Here is a 21,569-nt window from a genome sequence, read left to right on the forward strand (position 1 = left end):
GAAGGTCCCTTTTTCATTCCGGTCTGCGCGGATGCCCTGAGACATCCGCCGCAGCAGGCGCTTACTTGGCTGCCGGAGCAACCACGCGCTTGGCCAGCTTTTCCTTGATGCGTGCCGACTTGCCCGAACGCTCGCGCAGGTAGTACAGCTTGGCGCGACGCACGTCACCACGACGCTTCACCTCGACCGACGCGATCAGCGGCGAGTAGGTCTGGAAGGTACGCTCGACGCCTTCGCCGCTGGAAATCTTGCGAACGATGAAGTTCGAGTTCAGACCGCGGTTGCGCTTGGCGATCACCACGCCTTCGTAGGCCTGGACACGCTTGCGGTCGCCTTCGACCACATTCACGTTCACGATGACCGTGTCACCGGGCGCGAATTCGGGGATGTTCTTGCCCAGACGGGCGATTTCTTCCTGCTCGAGTTGCTGGATCAGATTCATGCTTGACTCCTGGTCTATGGCATTGCCTTGCCGCAGAGCACTTGTTCCGTGATGCGCGCATTTATTGGTGGATGACGGTATTCAGTCATCCGCTTACTGCAAAAAACACTGCTGCAGAAACTGTCACTGCTCATCCGGCATCAGCAGGTCGGGCCGCCTGCTGCGCGTAATCGCCAGCGCCTGTTCGGCTCGCCAGCGACGGATCCGCGCGTGATCGCCGGACAGCAGCACCTCCGGCACCGGCCGGCCATCCCATACTTCGGGACGGGTGTAGTGCGGGCAGTCCAGCAGACCGCTCACGAACGAATCCTCGACCGCGGACGACGCGTCGTTCAGCGCCCCCGGCAACTGCCGGATGATCGCGTCCATCAGTGCCATCGCCGGCAGTTCGCCGCCCGACAGCACGAAATCCCCCAGCGACAGCTCCAGATCGACATCCCTGTCGATCAGACGCTGGTCCATCCCTTCATACCGGCCGCAGAGCAGGATCAACGCCGGCTCCGCCACCAGTTCCATCACCTTCCGGTGCGTCATGCGCTCGCCGGACGGCGAAAAATGAACCACTTTGACCGGCTGAGCGTGGCGGGCACGGCACACCGAAACGGCCTGCGCCAGCGGCTCGGCCAGCATCACCATGCCCGGACCACCGCCGTAAGGCCGGTCGTCCACGGTGCGATGCACGTCAGCCGCGAAATCGCGCGGGCTGGTGTGCCTCACATCCCACAGCCCGCGCTCCAGCGCGCGCCGGGTGATGCCACTGCGCTCGATCGCCGCGAACATTTCCGGAAACAGCGACACCACCTCGAAAGTGATGCGCGGTCCGGACACGCCGCCCGCGGCAGTATCTACCACTGTGCGTCCCAGTCTGCGAGCACCCGCGCTGCTGCGCGATCCACGTCCTTCACTACTGCCGACACGAAAGGAATGAGCCGTTCTACCGGCTTGTCACCACCTTGCGCATCGTCGAGCACAACCAGCACGTCGTTGGCACCGGTTTCCATCAGGCGCTCGATACGGCCCAGCCGTTCGCCTGACAGATTCACGACTTCAAGCCCGACCAGATCACCCCAGTAGAACTCGTCGTCCCCGGTATCAGGCAGTTCGTGCCGCGGTACACCGACATACAGGCCGACCAGCTTTTCGGCTGCAGTACGGTCAGATACGCCTTCGAAGCGCACCACCGGACCTTTCGCCTGAAGCTTGAAACCGTCGGGCTTCAGCGCGTGCCAGCCGGCTGACCCGGCGTCCGGATCGCTGCTGGCGTACCAGCGCTCGATCACTTTCCAGGACTGCGGATCATCCCCGAACACCTGCAGGTGCAACCAGCCCTGAATGCCGAAGGGCGCAGCCAGCCGTCCCAGAACAATCATGGAACCGGAAGGCGTACTGATGGCTGAACCGCTGATCAGGCGGCCTTCTGCGTCTTGACCAGACGGGCAACCGTCGGGCTCAGCTGGGCACCGACACCTTCCCAGTAGGCCAGGCGCTCGGCATTCACGGTCAGGCGACCGGGCGTGCCTTCCGGCGCGACCGGGTTGTAGAAACCCACGCGCTCGATGAAACGACCGTCGCGACGATTGCGGGAATCGGTGGCGATGATGTTGAAGAACGGGCGCTTCTTGGCACCCCCACGCGCGAGGCGAATGACGACCATTACACTTCCTTCAAAACGAGGAAAACCAACGATATTAACGAAGACTTGCGCGATCCGCAAGGTAAGGCGAGCATCGCTCAGGTTTTGCCGCAACCTTCGCCACGGACGATCAGCTCACCGGGTTCTGCTGGCGCGCCACCACCTGCTGCACCAGCGCCCGCAGACGTGCCGGGCGCACCGGCTTGTGCAGCACCGGATAACCTCGGGCCGCCGCCATGCGCCTGACCTGCGGGTCGGTGTCGCCGGTCACCAGCGCGCCGGCGATGTCGCTGCCCTGCTCGGCCAGCAAGGCATCAAGCACGTCAATGCCGCTGGCCACCGCGGCCAGCCGGAAGTCGCACAGAATGAGGGCTGGCGAGCGCTCTCGCAAACGGATGGCGTCTCTCGCCTCGGACAGATTGGGCGCACACAGCACGTCGCAACCCCAGGACTGGAGCAGACCGGCGATGCTGTTGCGCGAGCCCGGATCGTCGTCGATCACGATCACGAACAGCGACAGGCTGGCCGGCAGCACCACCGGCTCCATCTCGGTCACATCCCCGGTCGGTACCGCCACGCTGGGCACGCAGACCGAGAACACCGAGCCGCGCTGCGCCTGAGACCGTATCGCGACATCGTGACCGAGCAGCCCGGCCAGCCGGCGCACGATGGCCAGCCCCAGCCCCAGACCCTGTCCGCGCGCACGCGCCGGGTTCTGCAGCTGATAGAACTCCTCGAAAATCATGTCGTGCGCCTCGACCGGAATGCCCGGGCCGGAATCGCGTATCTCGATCACCGCGTCCTGGCCGCGCCGACGCACGCATACGAGTACGCCGCCGCGCTGGGTATAGCGCACCGCGTTGGACAGCAGATTGATCATGATGCGTTCGAGCAGAAGCGGATCAGATTCCACCCACAGCGGCGTCGCCCGCAGCTTCAGGCGCAGGCCGCGCTGCAGTGCATCGGCCGCGAAATCGTCGACGATGCGCGACAGCATGGGCTGCAGCGGAAAGCGGGAACGCCGGACGGTGACGCCGCCAGCATCCAGCTTGGACATGTCGAGCAGCGCATCCAGCAGGTCTTCCATCGCACCGACCGACTCCTCGATCTGGCGGATCAGGGTGCGATGTTCCGAGCCGCGCAGACGTTCGGCCAGTTCGGCGACGAACAGTCCGAGTGCGTGCATCGGCTGCCTCAGGTCGTGGCTGGCCGCCGCGAGGAAGCGCGACTTGGCGTGGTTGGCCCGCTCCGCCTCGTCAGTACGGCTGCGCAGCTGCCGGGTGGCATCTGCGATGCGCGCCTCCAGCTCGTCACGCGCCCGCAGCAGCCGCTCGGCCATGCCATTGACCCCTTCGGCCAGCACCCGCAGCGACCCGCCGCCGGAGGCGGGAATGCGCACCGACAGGTCGCCATCGCCGATCCGGCGCACCGCCTGCGACACCTCGCGCACCGGCCCGGTCACGGTGCGGCTGATGCGGAAGGCGAACACGCTGGCCAGCATCAGCGCGGCTGCAATCACGCCGGCACTGGTCAGGATGAAATCCACCTTCATCGCCTCGACCCGCGCCCGGCTCACTTCCACCAGCACCCAGCCGATCGGCTGGCGGTCGGTCACCGGCTCGCCCAGCCCGTCGAACACGTCGGCTTCGTCCAGCACCGCGCTGCGCACGATGGGCTCTACGAACATCAGCGCATGGTCGAGTTCGACCAGGGCCAGCCCGGCGGCGCGGCGCCCCGGCAGATAGGCTTCCGGGCTGAGCACGCCACCGGACACCGCCAGATCGCCGTCGCGGCTCGACACCATGATGCCGCTCACGTCCGGCTCGCGTCGCGCCGCCTCGATCAGCGACACCAGCGAATCGGTATTGCCGGAAAAGATGCCGTAGTCAGCGGTGGCCGCCACCTGACGCGCGGTGGCGCGCCCGCGCTCGACCAGGCTGTTCTCCAGTTCGGCCAGCCGGTGCAGCACCATCCAGACGCCACCGGCAATGCCGAACGCCATCACCGGTGCCAGCGCCACCAGCAGCACGCGCAGACGAATGCCCCAGCGCTTCATGGCTGGCGCTCCTGGCGGATCAGACGGTCACGCAGCACGTCGCCGTCGTCGATGCGCAAGCCAAGCGAGCGCGCCACATGCGGATTGACCGACACGGTGAAATGCCGCGGATGCCGGGGCGACGGCCAGCTTCGCTCGCGGATCCAGCCGACCAGCGCATCGGCGGCCTGACGGGCGATCTGTTCAGGCGTCGAATACAGTGACATGACCGCGCCGGCCCTCACATAGGCAGCTGAAAAACCGACCACCGGCACCCGCGCCCGGAAGGACGTAAGCAGCAGATTGCGCACCGTACCCGCGTTATGCACTTGCGGATCGGGCATGGCCAGAAAGACGTCTGATTTTTCCAGCACCTGGGACAGCGCGCTGAACAACGCCGCTTCACCGGTAAAACTGCCCGCCGACAGCTGCAGCTGGGTGCCTGACAGCGCCGCCCGCAGCGGCTGCAGGCGCTCAGGGTGCGCGGCATCGATCAGGGTGCCTATCCGTCGTGCCTCTGGAAGTGCCAGCCGTATCAGTTCTACCTGCCGGGAAAAGGGCTGATCGATATGGATGGCGGTCCAGCGGCGCGCGTTGTCGCTGTTGTTGAGCGCCTCGAAGGCCGACTGCGGCACCAGCACCGACAGCACCGGAGTCTGCGCATCGATCTGGGCCAGCGCACGCAGTGCGCCTGCGCCCACAGCCACCACCGCATCGTGACCGCCGAGATCGGCGGGGCCGAATTCGGCCCGGTTCAGTACAGTCAGCGCAAAGCCGCCGCGGGCTGCACGCTCGCTCTTCAGCGCCTCGGAAAATTCACCATACGCCCCGCCAGCCTCGCTCAGCAGGACGAGCACCGACGCCGCCCAGGCCGCGCCGGGCAGCAACAGACAGGCGACAAGGAAGACGACCGCACGCAGGCCCGGGACGGGAAATCTGCGACGGTTCAGGAAGGACATCGGATGGTGTGACGCGAACACTCGCGCCCGGGGCAGACCCGGAAAGGACGGAAAACGATTCGAGTATGCAACATGCCGATGCCGCGCATCATCAGCCCTTCGGATGATGATGCGCGCCGCATAGGCTCTAGCTCACACCCAGCGCCTGGGCAATCTGGGCCTGCATCGCCCACGCTGCCGCAACCGGGTCAGCCGCGTTGCGGATGGGACGGCCCACCACCAGGTAGTCGGCGCCATTGCCCAGCGCCTGCGCCACATCCACCGTACGCTTCTGGTCGTCAGCCGGTCGGTTCTCGACCGGGCGGATGCCCGGCGTCACCACCAGGATGCGTTCGCCCAGTTCGGCGCGAATGTGCGGCGCCTCCAGCCCGGACGACACCACGCCGTCGCAGCCGGCAGCCAGCGCACGGCGCGCACGCGACAGCACCAGCGCGTCGACGTCGCAGGCGAAGCCCAGATCGTCGAGGTCGCCGCGGTCCAGGCTGGTGAGCACGGTCACCGCAAGAATCTTCAGCGCGCCCTTGTCGGCACCTGCCGCTTCCATGATGGCCTGATTGCCGTGGATGGTGGCGAAGGTGGCGCCGCTGGACGCCAGCGCGCGCACCGCCGAACGCACGGTTTCCGGCACGTCGAAAAACTTCAGATCGACGAACACCTTCTTGTTGCGCGCGATCAGCCAGTCCAGCAGCTCGAAGTAATTGCCGCTCATGAACAGTTCAAGGCCGATCTTGTAGAAGCGGACCGCGTCGCCCAGCTGGTTCACGATGGCTCGGGCCTGGTCGGCGGAGGGCACGTCGAGGGCCACGATAAGACGGTCGGCCGGGTCGATGATCTTGGCGGAAGCGGAGGAAGTGTTCATGGACGGACCTGGAGGAAAGGGATACGGAAGTGCCACCAGCCGGGTTGGCAGCCAACCTCGCGCCCGAGCGGGGCCGGATCGACACCGAATGAGGCATTTGGCCTGCGCCGGCAAAACCCGAGTTTACTAGAATCGGCACTTCACCCGCTTCCGACACGTCCGATCTGCCGATGTCTGCCGCCCCAACCGCTCCGCCCGAGCTCGACGCGTTGCTGCAGAACGCCCGGAGCGACGGGCCGCTGCAGGCGGTGCTCGACTGGCTGGCGCGCCCGACCAGTGGCGACCCCGAGCGCGAAGCACCGCTGCTGGCCGGCTGCCTGGCGCTGTTCGCCCAGGCCGACCTCGAAGCGCAGGCCCGGGTGCGGGTGCTCGATATCTTCCATGACCGTGCGCTGTCCTGCTCGATCGCGCTGAAGCCCGAACTGGCCGCCAGCGCGCTGCCGGTGCCGGACGCGCTGCGCACCGCCGCGGACAGCCTCGGTGGCGTACTGATGCAGGTGGCGCATGGCTATCTCGACGCGTTGCGCGGCCGGATCGCCCACAAACCGTCGCGGACGGCCGGCCACGCCATGCTGTGCGTCCTCGACGCCTACGCGCTGGCCACGCTGATCGCGGCCGATCTGCCGGCCGGCTTCTGGGCCACCGCACATGCCCTGCTGATGCACACCCGCACCATGGCGATGCCGGCGACCCAGGTTGCCGGCTCGGCCGATGCGGAACAGCTGTACCGCGAACTGATCGCGCTCGCGCTGGCCCAGCCGCTGCATCTTGCGCCGGCCGATTTCTTCAACATCGCCGACTACGTGCGCAGCTATTCGGGCGCGGTACAGATCCAGGTCAATGCACCGCACCGTGATCTTGACTCGTGGTTCTGGCTGGACGATGAAAGCGACTGCGGGCCGGTGCCGCTGCTGCGGGCGCCCTCCGATGCCGAGCGCGGCAGCCACGTCCTGTACTGCTCCTGCCAGCGGCTGGGCCAGGTGCTGGCCCACCATCTGGATCTGATAGACGAAGGCGGCAGCGCCGCCGACCTCTATCTGCCCGGTTGCCTTGGACAGGTCCGCACGCGCCGCCTGCTGCGCCGGCTGCAGGCGCGCTGGATGGCCATGCCGCGACGCCAGTTCGCGCGGCGCGAACGCGGCATGGCGGTGCGCATGCTGATCGGCTTCGACGCCATCTGGCAACTGCTGGACCGGCGCGACCCGGCCGCCGAATGGGGCAACCAGACCACCGGCTGGACTTTGCTCAATGACAGCGCCAACGGCTTCGCGCTACGCATGGACAGCGGCCCGACCGGGCTCATCCGTCCGGGCATGCCGGTGCTGATCAAGGGCAGCAGCAGCCGCACCTGGATGATCTGCGTTGTGCGCTGGGCGCGCAGCGCCAGCGCCGGTGCGGTCGACGTGGGTGTGGAACTGCTCAGCCACGGCGCACAGGCTGCCACGGTGGTATTCAGTGACGCCGAACCGCGGGCCACCGTGCACGCGCTGCGTCTGCCGCCGCTGCCGCGCCAGCGTGCACACCCTGCCCTGATGCTGGCGAGCGGCGAGGCCCGGGGGCGGGAACTGCTGATCGCCCACATGTCCGGCCCCGGCTGCCGGCTGGGCGAGGCACGGCTGTCTGACCTCGACCTGCAGACCCAGGCTTTCGAACTGTACGAACTGGACGAACTGAGTGCGGCGTCCGGCCGCAGCTGAAAAAATGGGCGATCAGCGCGCGCGGTCGTTCAGTTCAGCGGTCAGTGCGGCGCCGAACAGCACGATGGCCCAGAACAGATACAGCCACATCAGAAATACCGGCAGCGTCGCCAGCGCGCCATACACCACCGCGTAGGCCGGCATGTGGCCGGCGTAGATGCTGAGCCCCTTCTGCATCAGCGACAGCAGGCCGGTGGCCACCAGCGCACCGCAGATCGCCTCTCCCCAGCTTACGGCCGCCCGCGGCAGCGTGCGATACAGCAGCACCAGGAAACCGGCGGTCACCACACCAGCCGCCGCGCGCAGCAGCAGCACCTTGAGCCACGGCGGCTCGTCCACCAGACCGAGCGAAGCGGTCACCAGATACAGCGTGAGGCCGGCACCGACCCCGAGCGCCACCGGCGCGAGCACCGGCAGCGCGAGATAGATCAGCGCAGTACGACGCACCTTGCGGTGCGGGCGCTGCGACCACATGGCATTGAGTGCATGGTCGGCCGTGCGCACCCAAACCCAGGCGCTGCCCAGCAGAAGCAGCAGGTCGGCCAGTGACAGCCGGCGCGCCTTGGCCACGAAACGCGACGCGTGGCGCACCACGCTGCTGCCCGCTTCGTCCGGCAGCAGCGTTCCGGTCAGATAGGCCTGCAGCGGCGCGCCGAACTGCAGCGCGTCGGGCAGCCAGGCGGTGAGCTGGCGCGCCAGCACCACCAGAGGCACCAGCGCGAACAGCAGCGCCAGCGCCAGCGCGGCGGCGGACTGTGCGGCACGACCGTCGCGGTGACGACGCACCGCACCGCTGACCACGCGGAAGGGGCGCAGCACGAAATCAGTCAGGGAAGAAGACATCGAAAGGCTGGATACGAACCGGGAAACCGCCGGGGCGCGGCCCGCGACACTGTACACTCCGGCCCTCATTGTGCTGGATGGCCCGCATTGAAAGAAATCCTCGTGCTCTATTACAGCCGCCACGGTTCCACGCTGAACCTGGCGCGGCAGATCGTCCGCGGCATTGATTCTGTGGACGGCGCGGCCGCCCGGCTGCGCACCGTGCCGCCGGTGTCCACGGTCTGCGAAGCCAGCGCGCCGGCCGTGCCCGACAGCGGTGCCCCCTACGCCGAGGCGATCGACCTCGAGGAGTGCGCCGGGCTGGCGCTTGGCAGCCCGACCCGCTTCGGCAACATGGCCGCCCCGCTCAAGTACTTTCTCGATGGCACCAGCCCGCAGTGGCTGTCCGGCGCACTGACCGGCAAGCCAGCTGCGGTATTCACCTCGACCGCCTCGCAGCACGGCGGCCAGGAAAGCACGCTGCTGTCGATGATGCTGCCGCTGCTGCACCATGGCATGGTGATCGTCGGCCTGCCCTATGCCGAGCCCGAACTCGCCCACACGCCGGACGGTGGCACGCCCTATGGCGCCAGTCACGTGACCGGTGCCGACGCCCTCACCGCCCTGTCGGAACCGGAAGCGAAGCTCGCCTTCGCGCTCGGCCGCCGCCTCGCCCTCACCGCTCTCAAGCTCGCCGACTGACATGAATGCCCGACGCTGGAACCTGCTGACCGCCGCCAGCCTGATCGCCCTCATCCTGCTGGGCCTCGCCTGGGAGCTCTGGTTGGCGCCGCTGCGCCCGGGCGGCTCCTGGCTGGTGCTGAAAATCCTGCCGCTGCTGGGCAGCCTGTTCGGCATCCTGCGCGGCCGGCGCTATACCCACCAGTGGATGTCGCTGCTCAGCCTGGCCTATTTCACCGAAGGCATCGTGCGCGCGACCTCGGACAGCGGGCTGTCGGCGCAGATCGCCGTCGTCTACACCGTGCTGTCGGTGCTGCTCTTTCTCGGCAGCACCTTCTACTCGAAATACACCGCGCCCAGCCGACTGGCTGCGCCGGCACCCGACACGCAATGAAAAAGGCCGGCGATCGCCGGCCCCCTCATCCATCTCAGCAGCGGTCAGCGTCAGATCGGGCTTTCGTCGCCCTGCGGGTTGAGCTTCTGCGCACCCTGCAGCTTGTTCAGCGCATTGATGTAGGCCTTGGCCGAGGCGACGATGATGTCGGTATCGGCGCCCTGGCCGTTCACGATGCGGCCGCCCAGCGCCAGCCGCACCGTCACCTCGCCCTGGGCGTCGGTGCCGGTGGTGATGGCATTGACCGAATAGAGCAGCAGTTCGGAGCCGCTTTTCGCCACTGATTCGATAGCACGGAAAGACGCATCGACCGGGCCGCTGCCCTGCGACTCCACCTTCACCTCGCGGCCACCCGCGGTCAGCGTCACCGCCGCCTGCGGCGGTTCGCCGGTTTCCGAGCGCACGCTCATCGCGACCAGCTTGTACAGCTCGTCCTCCGGCGTGACCGCTTCGTCGCTCATCAGCGCCTGGATGTCCTCGTCGAAGATTTCGTGCTTCTTGTCGGCGAGCTCCTTGAACGCGGCGAAGGCCACGTTGAGCTGCTCTTCCGACTCCACGACGATGCCCAGTTCGGTCAGCCGCGCGCGAAAGGCGTTGCGGCCGGAGTGCTTGCCGAGCACCAGCTTGTTGGTGTTCCAGCCCACGTCCTCGGCACGCATGATTTCATAGGTTTCGCGGTGCTTGAGCACGCCGTCCTGGTGGATGCCCGACTCGTGCGCAAAGGCGTTGGCGCCGACGATGGCCTTGTTCGGCTGCACCGGATAGCCGGTGATGGTGGACACCAGACGCGATGCCGGCACGATCTGCGAAGCGTCGATGCGCGTCTCGACACCGAACACGTCGCGCCGGGTACGCACCGACATGACCACCTCTTCCAGCGACGCATTACCGGCGCGCTCGCCCAGGCCGTTGATCGTGCATTCGACCTGACGGGCGCCGGCCATCACCGCAGCCAGCGAATTGGCGACCGCCATGCCGAGGTCGTTGTGGCAGTGCGTGGACCACACCACCCTGTCCGCGCCCGGCACCCGCTCGATCAGCGTACGCATGCGCTCGGCCCACTGCGCCGGCACCGAGTAGCCCACGGTATCCGGCACATTGATGGTCTTCGCGCCGGCCTTGATCACCTCGGTGAAGACGCGCACCAGGAAGTCGATGTCGGAGCGCACCGCGTCTTCGGCCGAAAACTCGACGTCCTCGGTGTACTGCCGCGCCCAGCCGATCGCCTTGATCGCCTGTTCGACCACCTGGTCGGGGCTCATGCGCAGCTTCTTCTCCATGTGGATGGGGCTGGTCGCGATGAAGGTGTGGATGCGCCCGCTGGCAGCCGGCCTGATCGCCTCGCCGGCGCGACGGATGTCGTTCTCGCTGGCGCGCGCCAGCGAACAGACGGTGGATTCGCGGATGGTTTCAGCCACCGCGCGCACCGATTCGAAGTCGCCGTTGGAAGCGGCGGCGAAACCGGCCTCGATCACATCCACCCGCATTTTCTCGAGCTGGCGGGCGATGCGCAGCTTCTCGTCGCGTGTCATCGAGGCGCCCGGGCTCTGTTCTCCGTCGCGCAGCGTGGTGTCGAAAATGATGAGGCGGTCGGTCATGATGATCTCCGTTGCGCGTCGCATTGCTCGGCGACGCGGGTCATGCAGGCGGTGGTGGCCGGAACGCGCGGCAAGGCCGCGCAGGCCCGGGAATATAAGTCGACGGCCGGCGCCGGACAACGGCGCACGACACTCAGGATCAGGCTTCGGGCGGCGGCAGCGTCGGAGACGGAGCCGGTGCGCGGCCGGCGCGCCTGATCAGCCACATCACATAGCCGGACAGGCCGTAGGCGACGAACAGGCTGAACAGCACCACCGGAGGATTCAGCGACACCGCAACGAAAGCCAGCACGAAGCCGAAGATGACGATGAAGGGCACGCTGCGACGCAGATTGATGTCCTTGCCGCTCCAGAATTTCACGTTGCTCACCATGGTGAGACCACCGAACAGCGTGATCGCGAAAGCGGCCCAGCGCATGTCCGGCCCGGTGTAGCCGTTGTCGGTCGCCACCCACACCAGCCCCGCGACCAGCGCCGCCGCAGCCGGGCTAGGCAGCCCCTGGAAGTAGCGCTTGTCCACCGTGCCGAGGTTGGTATTGAAACGGGCCAGCCGCAGCGCCGCACCGGCACAGTAGATGAAGGCGGCGATCCAGCCCCACTTGCCAAGGCCGCGCATCGCCCATTCGTAGGCGATCAGCGCCGGCGCCGCACCGAAGGACACCATGTCGGACAGCGAATCGTACTCGGCACCGAAGGCCGACTGGGTGTGGGTGAGCCGCGCCACCCGGCCGTCGAGACCATCCAGCACCATGGCGATGAAAATGGCCACAGCGGAATATTCGTAGCGCCCGTTCATCGCCTGCACGATGGCGTAGAAGCCAGCGAACAGCGAGGCGGTGGTGAACAGGTTGGGAAGGATGTAGATGCCGCGCCGGCGTTTCACCGGATCGGCGGGTTTGACGTACTGCGGGTCGTACTCGGACATGCATTCACTCCGATGGTCCGCGCGCGGGATCACCGTCGCACGGCTTTCTTGCATCGCGGGCCGGTCCGGCCCCTGCTGCGCTGGCCTCACTGACCGCCCGGAGGCGACCAGTCGCTCGGCTTCACGCCGAACGTAGCACAGTCGGGCTGCGCAGCCCAGAATGCAAAAAGCCCGGCGGCTCCGGCACAGGTCGTGCGGAAACCGCCGGGCGGCACAAGAGGCGGATCAGTTCTTCGACTGGTCGACCAGCTTGTTCTTGGTGATCCACGGCATCATACCGCGCAGCTGCTCACCGACCTTCTCGATTTCGTGAGCGGCGGTCAGGCGACGACGCGCGGTCATTTCCGGATAGTTGGTCCGGCCTTCCAGGATGAAGTTCTTGGCGTAGTTGCCATTCTGGATGTTGGCCAGGCATTCCTTCATCGCAGCGCGGGCTTCGCCGGCGATCACGCGCGGGCCGGTCACGTACTCACCGTATTCCGCGTTGTTCGAGATCGAGTAGTTCATGTTGGCGATGCCGCCCTCGAAGATCAGGTCGACGATGAGCTTCACTTCGTGCAGGCACTCGAAGTAGGCCATTTCCGGCGCGTAGCCGGCTTCGGTCAGCGTTTCGTAGCCGGCCTTGATCAGTTCGACCACACCGCCGCACAGCACGGCCTGTTCGCCGAACAGATCGGTCTCGGTCTCTTCGCGGAACGAGGTTTCGATCACGCCACCCTTGGTGCCGCCGTTGGCAGCCGCGTACGACAGCGCGAGGTCACGCGCCTTGCCCGACTTGTCCTGATACACGGCGATCAGCGACGGCACGCCGCCTCCGCGTAGGTACTCGGAACGCACGGTGTGGCCCGGGCCCTTCGGGGCGACCATCACGACATCGAGATCTTCGCGCGGGATGACCTGGTTGTAGTGGATGTTGAAGCCGTGGGCGAATGCAAGGGTGGCGCCCTTCTTGATGTTCGGCTCGACGTCACCGTAGTACACCTGCGGAATGTTCTCGTCCGGCAGCAGGATCATGACCAGATCGGCACCCTTCACCGCATCCGCCACTTCCTTCACCTTCAGGCCAGCGGCTTCGGCCTTCTTCCACGACGCGCCGCCCTTGCGCAGGCCAACCGTGACCTTGACGCCGGAATCCGACAGGTTCTGGGCGTGAGCATGGCCTTGTGAGCCGTAGCCGACGATGGTGACTTTCTTGCCCTTGACGAGCGACAGGTCTGCGTCCTTGTCGTAGAAGACTTTCATGGGTTTCCCTTGTGTGCTGTGTTGGTTTATGCGGTGCTGCGGGCTGGTGCGGAATGCGGTGTGCGAATCAGAGGCGCAGGATGCGGTCGCCGCGGCCGATGCCGGCGACGCCGGTGCGCACGGTTTCCAGGATCAGCGAACTGTCGATCGCGCCGACGAAGGAATCGATCTTGGCGGTGTTGCCGGTCAGTTCGATCACATAGGTCGAGTCGGTCACGTCGATGATGCGGCCGCGGAAGATGTCGGCAACCCGCTTCAGCTCCTCGCGGTCCTTGCCGGTGGCGCGCACCTTGATGAGCATCAGTTCGCGCTCGATGTGCGCGGCTTCGGACAGATCGACCACCTTCACCACCTCGATCAGCTTGTTCAGCTGCTTGGTGATCTGCTCGATGATGTCGTCCGAGCCTGTGGAAATGATGGTCATACGCGACAGCGAACCGTCTTCGGTCGGTGCCACGGTAAGCGATTCGATGTTGTAGCCACGCGCCGAGAACAGCCCCGAAACGCGCGACAGCGCACCGGCTTCGTTCTCGATCAGTACGGAAATGACATGCCTCATTGCGAGCGCCTCTTTCTTCAAAACGGAGAACCGCCGCGACGGTGCGGGCTGCCGGAGGCCGGTACCCGCTGCCGGATCGGCCGGTAAGCCGGTCCGGCGACCCCGGCGACGCGTGGATGCCGGGGGCCGCGCGCGACAGTGTCAGGTTGCTGCGTTACAGGTCCTCGGCGGACAGGATCATGTCGGTCAGACCCTTGCCGCCCATCACCATCGGATACACGTTTTCGGTCGGATCGACCTGGAAGTCGATGAACACCAGATCATTCTTGCGCTTGAACGCCTCGCGCAGCGCGCCTTCCACGTCGCCCGGCTTCTCGACGCGCAGGCCGACGTGACCATAGGCCTCGGCCAGCTTGGCGAAATCGGGCAGCGAATCCATGTAGGACTCGGAGTAGCGGTTGCCGTGGATGAATTCCTGCCACTGGCGGACCATGCCCAGATAGCGGTTGTTCAGGCTGCAGATCTTCAGCGGAATCCGGTACTGCTTACAGGTCGACAGTTCCTGGATGTTCATCTGCACCGAACCTTCACCGGTGACCACCGCCACCTGCGAACCCGGGTGCGCCAGCTGCACGCCGATGCCGTAGGGGATGCCCACGCCCATGGTGCCCAGACCGCCGGAATTGAGCCAGCGGCGCGGCTTGTCGAACTTGTAGTACTGGGCAGCCCACATCTGGTGCTGGCCGACGTCCGAAGTCACGAAGGCTTCACCCTTGGTGACTTCCCACAGCTTCTCGACCACGAACTGCGGCTTGATCACCTCGTCGCTGTTCTTGTACTTCAGGCAGTCGCGGCTGCGCCATTCCTCGATCTGCTTCCACCATTCGGCCAGCGATTCCTTGTCCGGGCGGTCGCCCGACGCTTCCAGCAGGCGCAGGATGTCGTCCAGCACGTCCGGCAGGTTGCCGACGATGGGCACATCCACCTTCACGCGCTTGGAAATCGACGACGGGTCGATGTCGATATGAATGATCTTGCGCGCCACCCGGGCGAAGTCGGCCGGATTGCCGATCACGCGGTCATCGAAGCGGGCGCCGACCGCGATCAGCACGTCGCAGTACTGCATCGCCATATTGGCTTCGTAGTTGCCGTGCATGCCCAGCATGCCGACGAACTGCTTGTCGGTCGCCGGATAGGCACCCAGGCCCATCAGCGTGTTGGTGCAGGGCGCGCCCAGCGTGCGCACCAGCTTGGTCAGCTTGTCCGATGCATCCGACAGGACGACGCCACCGCCGGCGTAGATCATCGGGCGCTTGGCTTCCAGCAGCAGCTGGACCGCCTTCTTGATCTGGCCCTGGTGACCCTTGGTGATCGGGTTGTAGGAGCGCATGGTGACCGACTTCGGATAGTCGAATTCGGCCTTGGCCATCGTGATGTCCTTCGGAATATCGACCAGAACAGGGCCCGGACGGCCGGTCTTGGCGATGAAGAAGGCTTTCTTGATGGTCGGAGCGATGTCCTTCACGTCCTTGACCAGGAAGTTGTGCTTCACGCAGGGTCGGGTGATGCCGACCGTGTCGCACTCCTGGAAGGCGTCCTGACCGATGGCAGCGGTCGGCACCTGACCGGTGATGATCACCATCGGAATCGAATCCATGTAGGCAGTCGCAATGCCGGTCACGGCATTGGTCACACCCGGGCCGGATGTCACCAGCGCGACGCCTACGCGCTCGGTCGAACGCGAATACGCATCGGCAGCATGCAGCGCAGCCTGTTCGTGGCGGACGAGTACGTGCCGTACCTTGTCCTGCTTGAAAAGCTCGTCATACAGGTAGAGCACGGCGCCGCCGGGATACCCGAAAACATACTCGACCTTTTCTTCCGCAAGGCACCTGACTACAATTTCCGCTCCGGTCAAAAGCATCGCCACACCTGTAAAAAAATTCCGGAAAAGCCGCAAAGGGTAGCTTTGGCACTCTTGTCGGTCAAGGCATTTGTCGGCGTTCAGCAGGCATGTTGCCGCCCGTGCGCCGCCTGTGGCATACCACTGCACCGACCCACCGAAAGACCGAACCCTGGCTTCCCGCGAAGAACTGTCCGCCTTTCTTGCCGCCGTCGAACGACGCGCCTTCAAGCAGGCTGCGTTCGCGCTGCGCAACGACGAATCGGCGCTGGACGCGGTACAGGACGCGATGATGAAGCTGGCCGAGAAGTACGCCGACCGGCCGGCGGACGAACTTCCGCTGCTGTTCCAGCGCATCCTGCAGAACGTGATCCGCGATGCGTTCCGGCGGCGCAAGGTGCGCTCGACCTGGACCACCCTGCTGTCGGCACTGACCGGCCAGGACGACGATGACGACTACGACCCGCTGGATACCCTGGTGGTCGACAACCCGTCGGAACTGGGTCGCACACCCGAACAGAACCTCGAACAGTCCGAAGTGATGGCCTTGATCGAGCGCGAAATTTCCCGTCTTCCGGCGCGTCAACGCGAAGCCTTCCTGATGCGTTACTGGGAGGAACTGGATATCGCCGAGACCGCGTCGGTCATGGGCTGTTCCGAAGGCAGCGTCAAGACCCATTGTTCGCGCGCGACACACGCCCTCGCGGCCGCCCTCAAACTGCGTGGCATCAAACTATGAACCGGACTCACCTACCGCCTCCCTCGAGCAACCTCGACGAAGCTGCGATCGGCCGCCGCGCCCATGCCGCTCTCGAAGCCACCTGTAGCGAACTGCCGCCGGACATCGTGTTCCGGCTGCGTCAGTCTCGCGAGCGTGCCATCGCGGCCGCCCAGCCCCGCAGACGTCTGGCGCTGCTGCCGCGGCTGGCAGGCATGGCTGGCACGCTGGGCGGTGGCGACTGGCTGCGCCAGAACCTGGTGTCGGCCACCGGCGTCGTGCTGCTCGCGCTGATTGCTGCTTTTGCCAGCCAGCAGTCGCAGGACGAACGTTTCAATGAGTCGATGGACATCGACACCGCGCTGCTGACCGACGATCTGCCGATCGACGCCTATCTTGACCGTGGTTTCGGCAACTGGCTGGACAGCCAGGGCGAACGCTGATGCGCGTTTTCCTGGCCGGCGCGCTGCTTGCAGCGTCGCTGTCGTGTGCCCCCGCGCTCGCCCAGCCCCGGACGCCCGCGTGGTATCAGCTCAAACCCGCTGAACAGGCCATCCTGTCGCCGCTGGCGGAAGACTGGGACAGCTTCGAGCCGGAACGCCGGCGCAAGTGGCTGGATCTGGCCGCACGCTATCCGTCGATGACGGTGCAGGAACAGTCACGCATGCGCGCGCGCATGGCCTACTGGGGCAGCCTCAGCCCCAAGGAACGGATCGAGGCACGCGAACGCTATCGGCGACTGCAGACCATGCCGCCGGACCAGCGCGAAACCCTGCGCCGGCAATGGGAAGCCTACGAAAGCCTGTCTCCGGAAGAACGCAAGCGCCTGCAGGAGGCGGGCAGAAGCGGCAGCAAGACACCGGGCGCGCCAGCAGCGTCTCCGGTTCGCAAGTAGACTGCGCACCCTTTCTTTCTCGCGGCGTCCTTCCGCCGCATCCAGACGATGTCCGAAGTCACCCGCTTTCCGGCCGCCGGCCTGCGCCGCCGGCTCGCATCCCTGTCTTACGAAGCGCTGCTGCTGCTCGGCGTGCTGGCGGCCGGTTTCATGCTGCCCTATCTGGTGATAGGCCTGACGCTGGACGTAGCGCCGCAAGGCTGGTTTGCCTGGCTGCACATTTTCCTGCTGCTGGGCGTGTACTTCGTGCACTACTGGCGCAAGGGCGGCCAGACGCTGGCCATGCAGACATGGGGCATCCGGGTAGTGGATGCGCGGAACGACCACCCGCCCGGCTTACGGCAGGCACAGCTGCGCTACCTGCTGAGCTGGCTTTCGCTGTGTTTCGGCGGTGCCGGGCTGATCTGGGCCCTGTTCGATCGCGAACGCCAGTTCCTGCACGACAGGCTGGCCGGCACCCGGGTCATTCGCATCAAGTGATGCCCGGTCAGCGGCGGTCTTCCCACCACAGCATGGCCGCCGCAGCAAACATGAAAAGAACACCCGGAGTGAGCGCCGCCGCGTAGGGCGGCCACGAATTGATCGCACCAAGATTGGAAAACAGGCCGTTCAGCATGTGGAACAGCACGCCTATCATGACGCCGGCGAACACCTTGATGCTGACCGCGGCGTTGCGGTTGTGCATGTAGGCAAAGGGCAGTGCCAGCGCCAGCATGACCAGACAGGCCAGCGGATAGGTGAACTTCTTCCACAACGCAATTTCGTAGCGGCCGGTGTCCTGGTGGTTGTCCGCCAGATGCTGGATGTAGTGCCACAGCTTCCAGGCCGACATGCGCTCCGGCACCACCAGCATCACGCTCATCACGTCCGGGCTCAGGTCCGAATCCCACACCAGCGTTTCGGCACGCGCCACCCGGGCGCCATCGGTCGAGAAGTCGGTCCGCGCCACCTCGGCCAGCACCCAGCCTTCAGCCTGCCGGTAGGCGCCCCGCCCTGCCTCAAGGATGGACAGCAGTTCCCGCCGCTCGTTGAATTCGAAGATACGCACCTGGCGCAGCTCGCCGTCCGGCGTGACGCTGCCGATATTGATGAAATTGCGGCCGTCCTTGACCCAGAAGCCGCTGCGGAATTCGCTGGTGAGCAGTTGCGAACGGGCGGCCAGTTTCAGTTCCTGCGCCGCACGTTCGGCCGGCGGCGCGATGAATTCGCCGGTCACGAAGGTGAGCAGCACGAAAGGCAGACCGATTCGACCCAGCAGTTTCAGGATGCGCGAGGTGGACAGGCCGGACGCACGCAGCACCGTGATTTCCGAATGCCGCGACAGCGTGGTCAGCGCATACAGCGCGCCGATCAGCACCGAGATCGGCAGCGTTTCATAGGCCCGTCCCGGCAGCGTCAGCACGGTATACATCACCGCGTGCTCCAGCCCGTAATTGCCGCGCCCGAGGTTGTCCAGTTCGTTGATCAGGTCGAAGAAGCCGAACAGACCGAGAAAGGCGGTCAGAACCAGCAAGGTGGCGAAGGCGATTTCGCGGCGGACATAACGCTCGTGGATCAGCATGGTCAGCGGCTCCGCCAGGCGCGCGGCAGATGGCCGTACATGCGCCACGCGAACATGGCCGACAGCAGCACGAACATGCCGCCGTGCAGCGCCCACATGACGCCGCCGAAAGACAGCTTGCCCTGCGCCACCATGGCCTGGGTAATGCTCAGCAGATTGGAGTACACGAGGTAGATGAGCAGCGCCATCAGCAGATTGTTTGCTCGCCCTGCCCGCGGATTCACGAAAGAAAGCGGGATGGCGAGCAGCGCCAGATTGAGCGCCGCGATCGGCAGACCGATGCGGAACGCCAGTTCACCCATATTGGGCGGAGAAGGATCTGCCAGCAGTTCCTGCACCGTAAGCAGGTTGGGGCGTTCTTCCACACCCTGCGATTCCCTGGTTTCGATCCGCACCGCGTAGCGCTCGAATTCCATCACCCGGAATTCCGGCGTACCGGGCAGTCCTTCGTATCGGCGACCGTGCAGCAGCACGACGAAACGGTCGCCGCTGGCCAGCGTCTGCGTGTACCCATCGGCCGCGACGGTCACGCCGACCCGCCCCTTGTCGGTCGAACTGACGAAGATGTTCTTGACCGCACCGTCGCTGCCGTCACCGCTCTCGACGAAAAACACGCGGTTGGCCTGAGAGGACTCGCGGAAACTGCCGGGCGACATCTGCGCCACGTCGTCACGATTGCTCATGCGAGTCCGGAACTCGGCGCTCTTCACCTGCGACCACGGCGACAGATAGATGGACAGCACCGCCACCGCAACCACCATGGGCAGCGCGAACAGCACCACCGGACGCACCCACGCGGACAGCGGCAGACCGGTGGCGAACCACACCACCATTTCTGAATCGCGCCAGGTGCGCGACATTGCCAGCAGTACCGAAATGAACAGCGTGAGCGACAGGATCACGCCCAGATAGCGCAGCGCGCCGAATCCGAGCAATGCCATCACCGCTTCGGACGCCACTTTTCCGCCTGCCGCCTGTCCGAGCAGGCGCACCAGCTGGGTGGACAGCACGATGGCGAACAGCGCGACGAAAACGGTCAGTGCAGTGCTGGCGAATTCGCGCAGGGCGGCGCGCTGGAAGATCAAGCCTGGGGCTCCGTGCGGAACGCCTCCGCGCAATCGCGCGTCAGGCCGTTCTTTTTTGACTCGCGCGCAGCGTCGAGCCGATAATCGGCGCGACTGACTCAGCGCGTACTGATAGAGGAGAAGCGGGTGGAATTTAGCATAAAGAGCGGCAGCCCCGAAAAGCTGCGTACCGGCGCCCTGGTCGTGGGCGTATTCGAGTCACGCAAGCCGGGCGCCAGCGCAGCGGCCCTCGATGCCGCCAGCAAGGGCCGCATCGCCGAAGTGCTCGCCAGCGGCGACCTGGACGGCAAGGCAGGCAGTACGCTGCTGCTGCACAAGCTGCCGGGCGTGGCGGCAGACCGCATCCTGCTGGTTGGCCTGGGCAAGGAAAAGGATTTCGGCCTGAAGGAATTCCGCGACGCGGTCGCCGCCAGCGTCCGCGCCTTGCGCGACACCGGCGCCGCCGACGCGGTGATCACGCTGGCCGAACAGGCCCCGCGCAAGCTGGGCAACGCTGGCGCGCTGCGCCAGTCGGCCATCGTCGCGCTGGAGGTGCTCTATCGCTATGCGTCGCCGGTCGGCGAGGCGAAGGAATCCAGCCGCGCACTGGCCGCCCTTGGCTTCACCGTGCCCAAGAAGGGCAGCGCCTCCGCAGCGGCTGAAGCGCTGAAGCAGGGTGAGGCCATCGGCCACGGCATGTCGCTCACCCGCACGCTGGGTAATCTGCCGCCCAACATCTGCACGCCTACCTATCTGGCCGAACAGGCGCTGGAACTGGGCACGCGCAGCGGCATCAAGGTCACCGTGCTCGACCGCCCGGAACTGGAAAAGCTGGGCATGGGCTCCTTCCTGTCGGTGTCCGACGGCTCGCGCCAGCCGCCCAAGTTCATCGTGATGGAGTACCGCGGCGGCAAGAAGAACGACGCGCCGGTGGTGCTGGTCGGCAAGGGCATTACCTTCGACACCGGCGGCATTTCGCTGAAGCCGGGCGAAGGCATGGACGAAATGAAGTACGACATGTGCGGCGCCGCCAGCGTGCTGGGCACCTTCCAGGCGCTGGCCGCGATGAAGCTGTCGCTGAACGTGGTCGGCCTCATTCCGACCACCGAGAACATGCCGGGCGGCGCCGCCACCCGGCCGGGCGACGTGGTGAAGTCCATGTCCGGCCAGACCATCGAAATCCTGAACACCGACGCCGAAGGCCGGCTCATCCTGTGCGATGCGCTCACCTACGCCGAGCGCTATGACCCGGCCTGCGTGGTCGACATCGCCACGCTGACCGGCGCCTGCATCATCGCGCTGGGCCACGTTACCAGCGGCCTGATGGCCAACGACGATGCGCTCGCCGACGAACTGCTGGCGGCGGGGCAGTCCTCGTGGGACCGCGCCTGGCGCCTGCCGATCTGGGACGATTATCAGGAGCAGCTGAAGAGCAATTTCGCCGACATGGGCAATATCGGCGGCCGGCCGGCGGGTTCGATCACCGCCGCATGCTTCCTCGCGCGCTTCGCGAAGAAGTACAAGTGGGCGCACCTGGACATCGCGGGTACCGCCTGGAAGAGCGGCAAGGACAAGGGTGGCACCGGCCGTCCGGTGCCGCTGCTCACCCACTTCCTGCTCGAACGCGCCGGCAAGCTCTGAG

Annotated in this window: 23 protein-coding genes; 8 read left to right on the plus strand and 15 right to left on the minus strand. The window is 65.8% G+C overall.

Going from position 1 to position 21,569, the window contains the following annotated elements; translation table 11 throughout:
- Positions 1 to 61: 61 nt before the first annotated feature.
- From rplS to pyrF, 7 genes are all read right to left on the minus strand, one after another.
- On the minus strand, positions 62 to 442 hold the full coding sequence (gene rplS, locus METUNV2_RS0114325) for a 50S ribosomal protein L19 (protein ID WP_018230160.1): 381 nt from the start codon (positions 440 to 442) through the stop codon (positions 62 to 64).
- Positions 443 to 565: 123 nt separating this feature from the next.
- The gene (gene trmD, locus METUNV2_RS0114330; protein WP_018230161.1) at positions 566 to 1,294 is read right to left on the minus strand and encodes a tRNA (guanosine(37)-N1)-methyltransferase TrmD; all 729 of its coding nucleotides are present in this window, start codon (positions 1,292 to 1,294) and stop codon (positions 566 to 568) included.
- Complete coding sequence (rimM, locus tag METUNV2_RS0114335) at positions 1,288 to 1,812, minus strand: ribosome maturation factor RimM (protein ID WP_018230162.1); 525 nt, start codon at positions 1,810 to 1,812, stop codon at positions 1,288 to 1,290. The genes trmD and rimM overlap by 7 nt, the downstream gene beginning before the upstream one ends.
- A 35-nt stretch (positions 1,813 to 1,847) precedes the next feature.
- Complete coding sequence (gene rpsP / locus METUNV2_RS0114340; RefSeq protein WP_018230163.1) at positions 1,848 to 2,096, minus strand: 30S ribosomal protein S16; 249 nt, start codon at positions 2,094 to 2,096, stop codon at positions 1,848 to 1,850.
- 109 nt (positions 2,097 to 2,205) lie between these two features.
- Positions 2,206 to 4,131 carry an ATP-binding response regulator gene (locus tag METUNV2_RS0114345; protein ID WP_018230164.1) on the minus strand — a complete coding sequence of 642 codons (1,926 nt, stop codon included), beginning with the start codon at positions 4,129 to 4,131 and terminating at the stop codon, positions 2,206 to 2,208.
- Positions 4,128 to 4,967, minus strand: a complete 840-nt coding sequence (locus tag METUNV2_RS0114350) for an ABC transporter substrate-binding protein (RefSeq protein ID WP_198288861.1) — start codon at positions 4,965 to 4,967, stop codon at positions 4,128 to 4,130. The genes METUNV2_RS0114345 and METUNV2_RS0114350 overlap by 4 nt, the downstream gene beginning before the upstream one ends.
- A 229-nt stretch (positions 4,968 to 5,196) precedes the next feature.
- Positions 5,197 to 5,928, minus strand: coding sequence for an orotidine-5'-phosphate decarboxylase (gene pyrF / locus METUNV2_RS0114355; RefSeq protein WP_018230166.1), 732 nt, complete (start codon positions 5,926 to 5,928; stop codon positions 5,197 to 5,199).
- Positions 5,929 to 6,098: 170 nt separating this feature from the next.
- Between pyrF and METUNV2_RS0114360 the strand changes: the two genes are divergently transcribed.
- The gene (locus METUNV2_RS0114360; protein ID WP_081618547.1) at positions 6,099 to 7,625 is read left to right on the plus strand and encodes a hypothetical protein; all 1,527 of its coding nucleotides are present in this window, start codon (positions 6,099 to 6,101) and stop codon (positions 7,623 to 7,625) included.
- Positions 7,626 to 7,637: 12 nt separating this feature from the next.
- Here METUNV2_RS0114360 and METUNV2_RS0114365 read toward each other — a convergent pair whose 3' ends face one another.
- Positions 7,638 to 8,468 carry a YihY/virulence factor BrkB family protein gene (locus METUNV2_RS0114365; protein ID WP_232415682.1) on the minus strand — a complete coding sequence of 277 codons (831 nt, stop codon included), beginning with the start codon at positions 8,466 to 8,468 and terminating at the stop codon, positions 7,638 to 7,640.
- 87 nt (positions 8,469 to 8,555) lie between these two features.
- Here METUNV2_RS0114365 and wrbA point away from each other — a divergent pair, with 87 nt between their 5' ends.
- Both wrbA and METUNV2_RS0114375 read left to right on the plus strand, forming a co-directional pair.
- Positions 8,556 to 9,149: an NAD(P)H:quinone oxidoreductase gene (wrbA, locus tag METUNV2_RS0114370; RefSeq protein ID WP_018230169.1), complete on the plus strand. Its 594-nt coding sequence runs from the start codon at positions 8,556 to 8,558 to the stop codon at positions 9,147 to 9,149.
- A 1-nt stretch (position 9,150) separates the two neighbouring features.
- Positions 9,151 to 9,522 carry a DUF2069 domain-containing protein gene (locus METUNV2_RS0114375; RefSeq protein WP_018230170.1) on the plus strand — a complete coding sequence of 124 codons (372 nt, stop codon included), beginning with the start codon at positions 9,151 to 9,153 and terminating at the stop codon, positions 9,520 to 9,522.
- 50 nt (positions 9,523 to 9,572) lie between these two features.
- On the opposite strand, the gene METUNV2_RS0114380 is transcribed toward METUNV2_RS0114375, so the two are convergent.
- The 5 genes from METUNV2_RS0114380 to METUNV2_RS0114400 form a co-directional block, all read right to left on the minus strand.
- Positions 9,573 to 11,120 carry a 2-isopropylmalate synthase gene (locus METUNV2_RS0114380; RefSeq protein WP_018230171.1) on the minus strand — a complete coding sequence of 516 codons (1,548 nt, stop codon included), beginning with the start codon at positions 11,118 to 11,120 and terminating at the stop codon, positions 9,573 to 9,575.
- A gap of 139 nt (positions 11,121 to 11,259) precedes the next feature.
- A complete protein-coding gene (gene pssA / locus METUNV2_RS0114385) occupies positions 11,260 to 12,045 on the minus strand; it encodes a CDP-diacylglycerol--serine O-phosphatidyltransferase (protein ID WP_036271211.1) in 786 nt (261 codons plus the stop codon).
- Between the two features lie 225 nt (positions 12,046 to 12,270).
- Entirely contained in the window at positions 12,271 to 13,287 is a 1,017-nt protein-coding gene (gene ilvC / locus METUNV2_RS0114390) for a ketol-acid reductoisomerase (RefSeq protein WP_018230173.1), read from the minus strand.
- A 67-nt stretch (positions 13,288 to 13,354) separates the two neighbouring features.
- Positions 13,355 to 13,846, minus strand: a complete 492-nt coding sequence (ilvN, locus tag METUNV2_RS0114395) for an acetolactate synthase small subunit (RefSeq protein ID WP_018230174.1) — start codon at positions 13,844 to 13,846, stop codon at positions 13,355 to 13,357.
- 154 nt (positions 13,847 to 14,000) lie between these two features.
- Positions 14,001 to 15,710, minus strand: coding sequence for an acetolactate synthase 3 catalytic subunit (locus tag METUNV2_RS0114400; protein WP_026188182.1), 1,710 nt, complete (start codon positions 15,708 to 15,710; stop codon positions 14,001 to 14,003).
- A 151-nt stretch (positions 15,711 to 15,861) separates the two neighbouring features.
- Between METUNV2_RS0114400 and METUNV2_RS0114405 the strand changes: the two genes are divergently transcribed.
- From METUNV2_RS0114405 to METUNV2_RS0114420, 4 genes are read left to right on the plus strand one after another with little or no spacing between them, the layout of a single operon-like run.
- On the plus strand, positions 15,862 to 16,428 hold the full coding sequence (locus METUNV2_RS0114405; protein WP_026188183.1) for an RNA polymerase sigma factor: 567 nt from the start codon (positions 15,862 to 15,864) through the stop codon (positions 16,426 to 16,428).
- Positions 16,425 to 16,850: a DUF3619 family protein gene (locus tag METUNV2_RS0114410; protein ID WP_018230177.1), complete on the plus strand. Its 426-nt coding sequence runs from the start codon at positions 16,425 to 16,427 to the stop codon at positions 16,848 to 16,850. The genes METUNV2_RS0114405 and METUNV2_RS0114410 overlap by 4 nt, the downstream gene beginning before the upstream one ends.
- Complete coding sequence (locus METUNV2_RS0114415; protein WP_018230178.1) at positions 16,850 to 17,302, plus strand: DUF3106 domain-containing protein; 453 nt, start codon at positions 16,850 to 16,852, stop codon at positions 17,300 to 17,302. Before METUNV2_RS0114410 ends, METUNV2_RS0114415 begins: the two co-directional genes overlap by 1 nt.
- Positions 17,303 to 17,350: 48 nt before the next feature.
- A complete protein-coding gene (locus tag METUNV2_RS0114420) occupies positions 17,351 to 17,782 on the plus strand; it encodes an RDD family protein (RefSeq protein WP_018230179.1) in 432 nt (143 codons plus the stop codon).
- A gap of 7 nt (positions 17,783 to 17,789) precedes the next feature.
- Here the strand turns inward: METUNV2_RS0114420 and lptG are convergent, their stop codons facing one another.
- Entirely contained in the window at positions 17,790 to 18,863 is a 1,074-nt protein-coding gene (lptG, locus tag METUNV2_RS0114425) for an LPS export ABC transporter permease LptG (RefSeq protein ID WP_026188184.1), read from the minus strand.
- Positions 18,864 to 18,865: 2 nt separating this feature from the next.
- The gene (gene lptF / locus METUNV2_RS0114430; RefSeq protein ID WP_018230181.1) at positions 18,866 to 19,948 is read right to left on the minus strand and encodes an LPS export ABC transporter permease LptF; all 1,083 of its coding nucleotides are present in this window, start codon (positions 19,946 to 19,948) and stop codon (positions 18,866 to 18,868) included.
- Positions 19,949 to 20,074: 126 nt separating this feature from the next.
- Between lptF and METUNV2_RS0114435 the strand changes: the two genes are divergently transcribed.
- Positions 20,075 to 21,568: a leucyl aminopeptidase gene (locus METUNV2_RS0114435; RefSeq protein ID WP_018230182.1), complete on the plus strand. Its 1,494-nt coding sequence runs from the start codon at positions 20,075 to 20,077 to the stop codon at positions 21,566 to 21,568.
- Position 21,569 lies beyond the last annotated feature (1 nt).

The sequence above is a fragment of the Methyloversatilis universalis EHg5 genome, assembly GCF_000378945.1.
GTDB lineage: Bacteria > Pseudomonadota > Gammaproteobacteria > Burkholderiales > Rhodocyclaceae > Methyloversatilis > Methyloversatilis universalis_A.

Coding starts and splice junctions, on each gene's coding strand:
- pssA (WP_036271211.1), bottom strand. CDS start 12,045: ATGTCCGAGTACGACCCGCAGTACGTCAAACCCGCCGATCCGGTGAAA.
- METUNV2_RS0114410 (WP_018230177.1), top strand. CDS start 16,425: ATGAACCGGACTCACCTACCGCCTCCCTCGAGCAACCTCGACGAAGCT.
- ilvC (WP_018230173.1), bottom strand. CDS start 13,287: ATGAAAGTCTTCTACGACAAGGACGCAGACCTGTCGCTCGTCAAGGGC.
- METUNV2_RS0114375 (WP_018230170.1), top strand. CDS start 9,151: ATGAATGCCCGACGCTGGAACCTGCTGACCGCCGCCAGCCTGATCGCC.
- METUNV2_RS0114345 (WP_018230164.1), bottom strand. CDS start 4,131: ATGAAGCGCTGGGGCATTCGTCTGCGCGTGCTGCTGGTGGCGCTGGCA.
- METUNV2_RS0114400 (WP_026188182.1), bottom strand. CDS start 15,710: ATGCTTTTGACCGGAGCGGAAATTGTAGTCAGGTGCCTTGCGGAAGAA.
- METUNV2_RS0114380 (WP_018230171.1), bottom strand. CDS start 11,120: ATGACCGACCGCCTCATCATTTTCGACACCACGCTGCGCGACGGAGAA.
- rplS (WP_018230160.1), bottom strand. CDS start 442: ATGAATCTGATCCAGCAACTCGAGCAGGAAGAAATCGCCCGTCTGGGC.
- lptG (WP_026188184.1), bottom strand. CDS start 18,863: ATGCTGATCCACGAGCGTTATGTCCGCCGCGAAATCGCCTTCGCCACC.
- METUNV2_RS0114415 (WP_018230178.1), top strand. CDS start 16,850: ATGCGCGTTTTCCTGGCCGGCGCGCTGCTTGCAGCGTCGCTGTCGTGT.
- rimM (WP_018230162.1), bottom strand. CDS start 1,812: ATGATTGTTCTGGGACGGCTGGCTGCGCCCTTCGGCATTCAGGGCTGG.
- METUNV2_RS0114420 (WP_018230179.1), top strand. CDS start 17,351: ATGTCCGAAGTCACCCGCTTTCCGGCCGCCGGCCTGCGCCGCCGGCTC.
- rpsP (WP_018230163.1), bottom strand. CDS start 2,096: ATGGTCGTCATTCGCCTCGCGCGTGGGGGTGCCAAGAAGCGCCCGTTC.
- pyrF (WP_018230166.1), bottom strand. CDS start 5,928: ATGAACACTTCCTCCGCTTCCGCCAAGATCATCGACCCGGCCGACCGT.
- METUNV2_RS0114365 (WP_232415682.1), bottom strand. CDS start 8,468: ATGTCTTCTTCCCTGACTGATTTCGTGCTGCGCCCCTTCCGCGTGGTC.
- METUNV2_RS0114360 (WP_081618547.1), top strand. CDS start 6,099: ATGTCTGCCGCCCCAACCGCTCCGCCCGAGCTCGACGCGTTGCTGCAG.
- ilvN (WP_018230174.1), bottom strand. CDS start 13,846: ATGAGGCATGTCATTTCCGTACTGATCGAGAACGAAGCCGGTGCGCTG.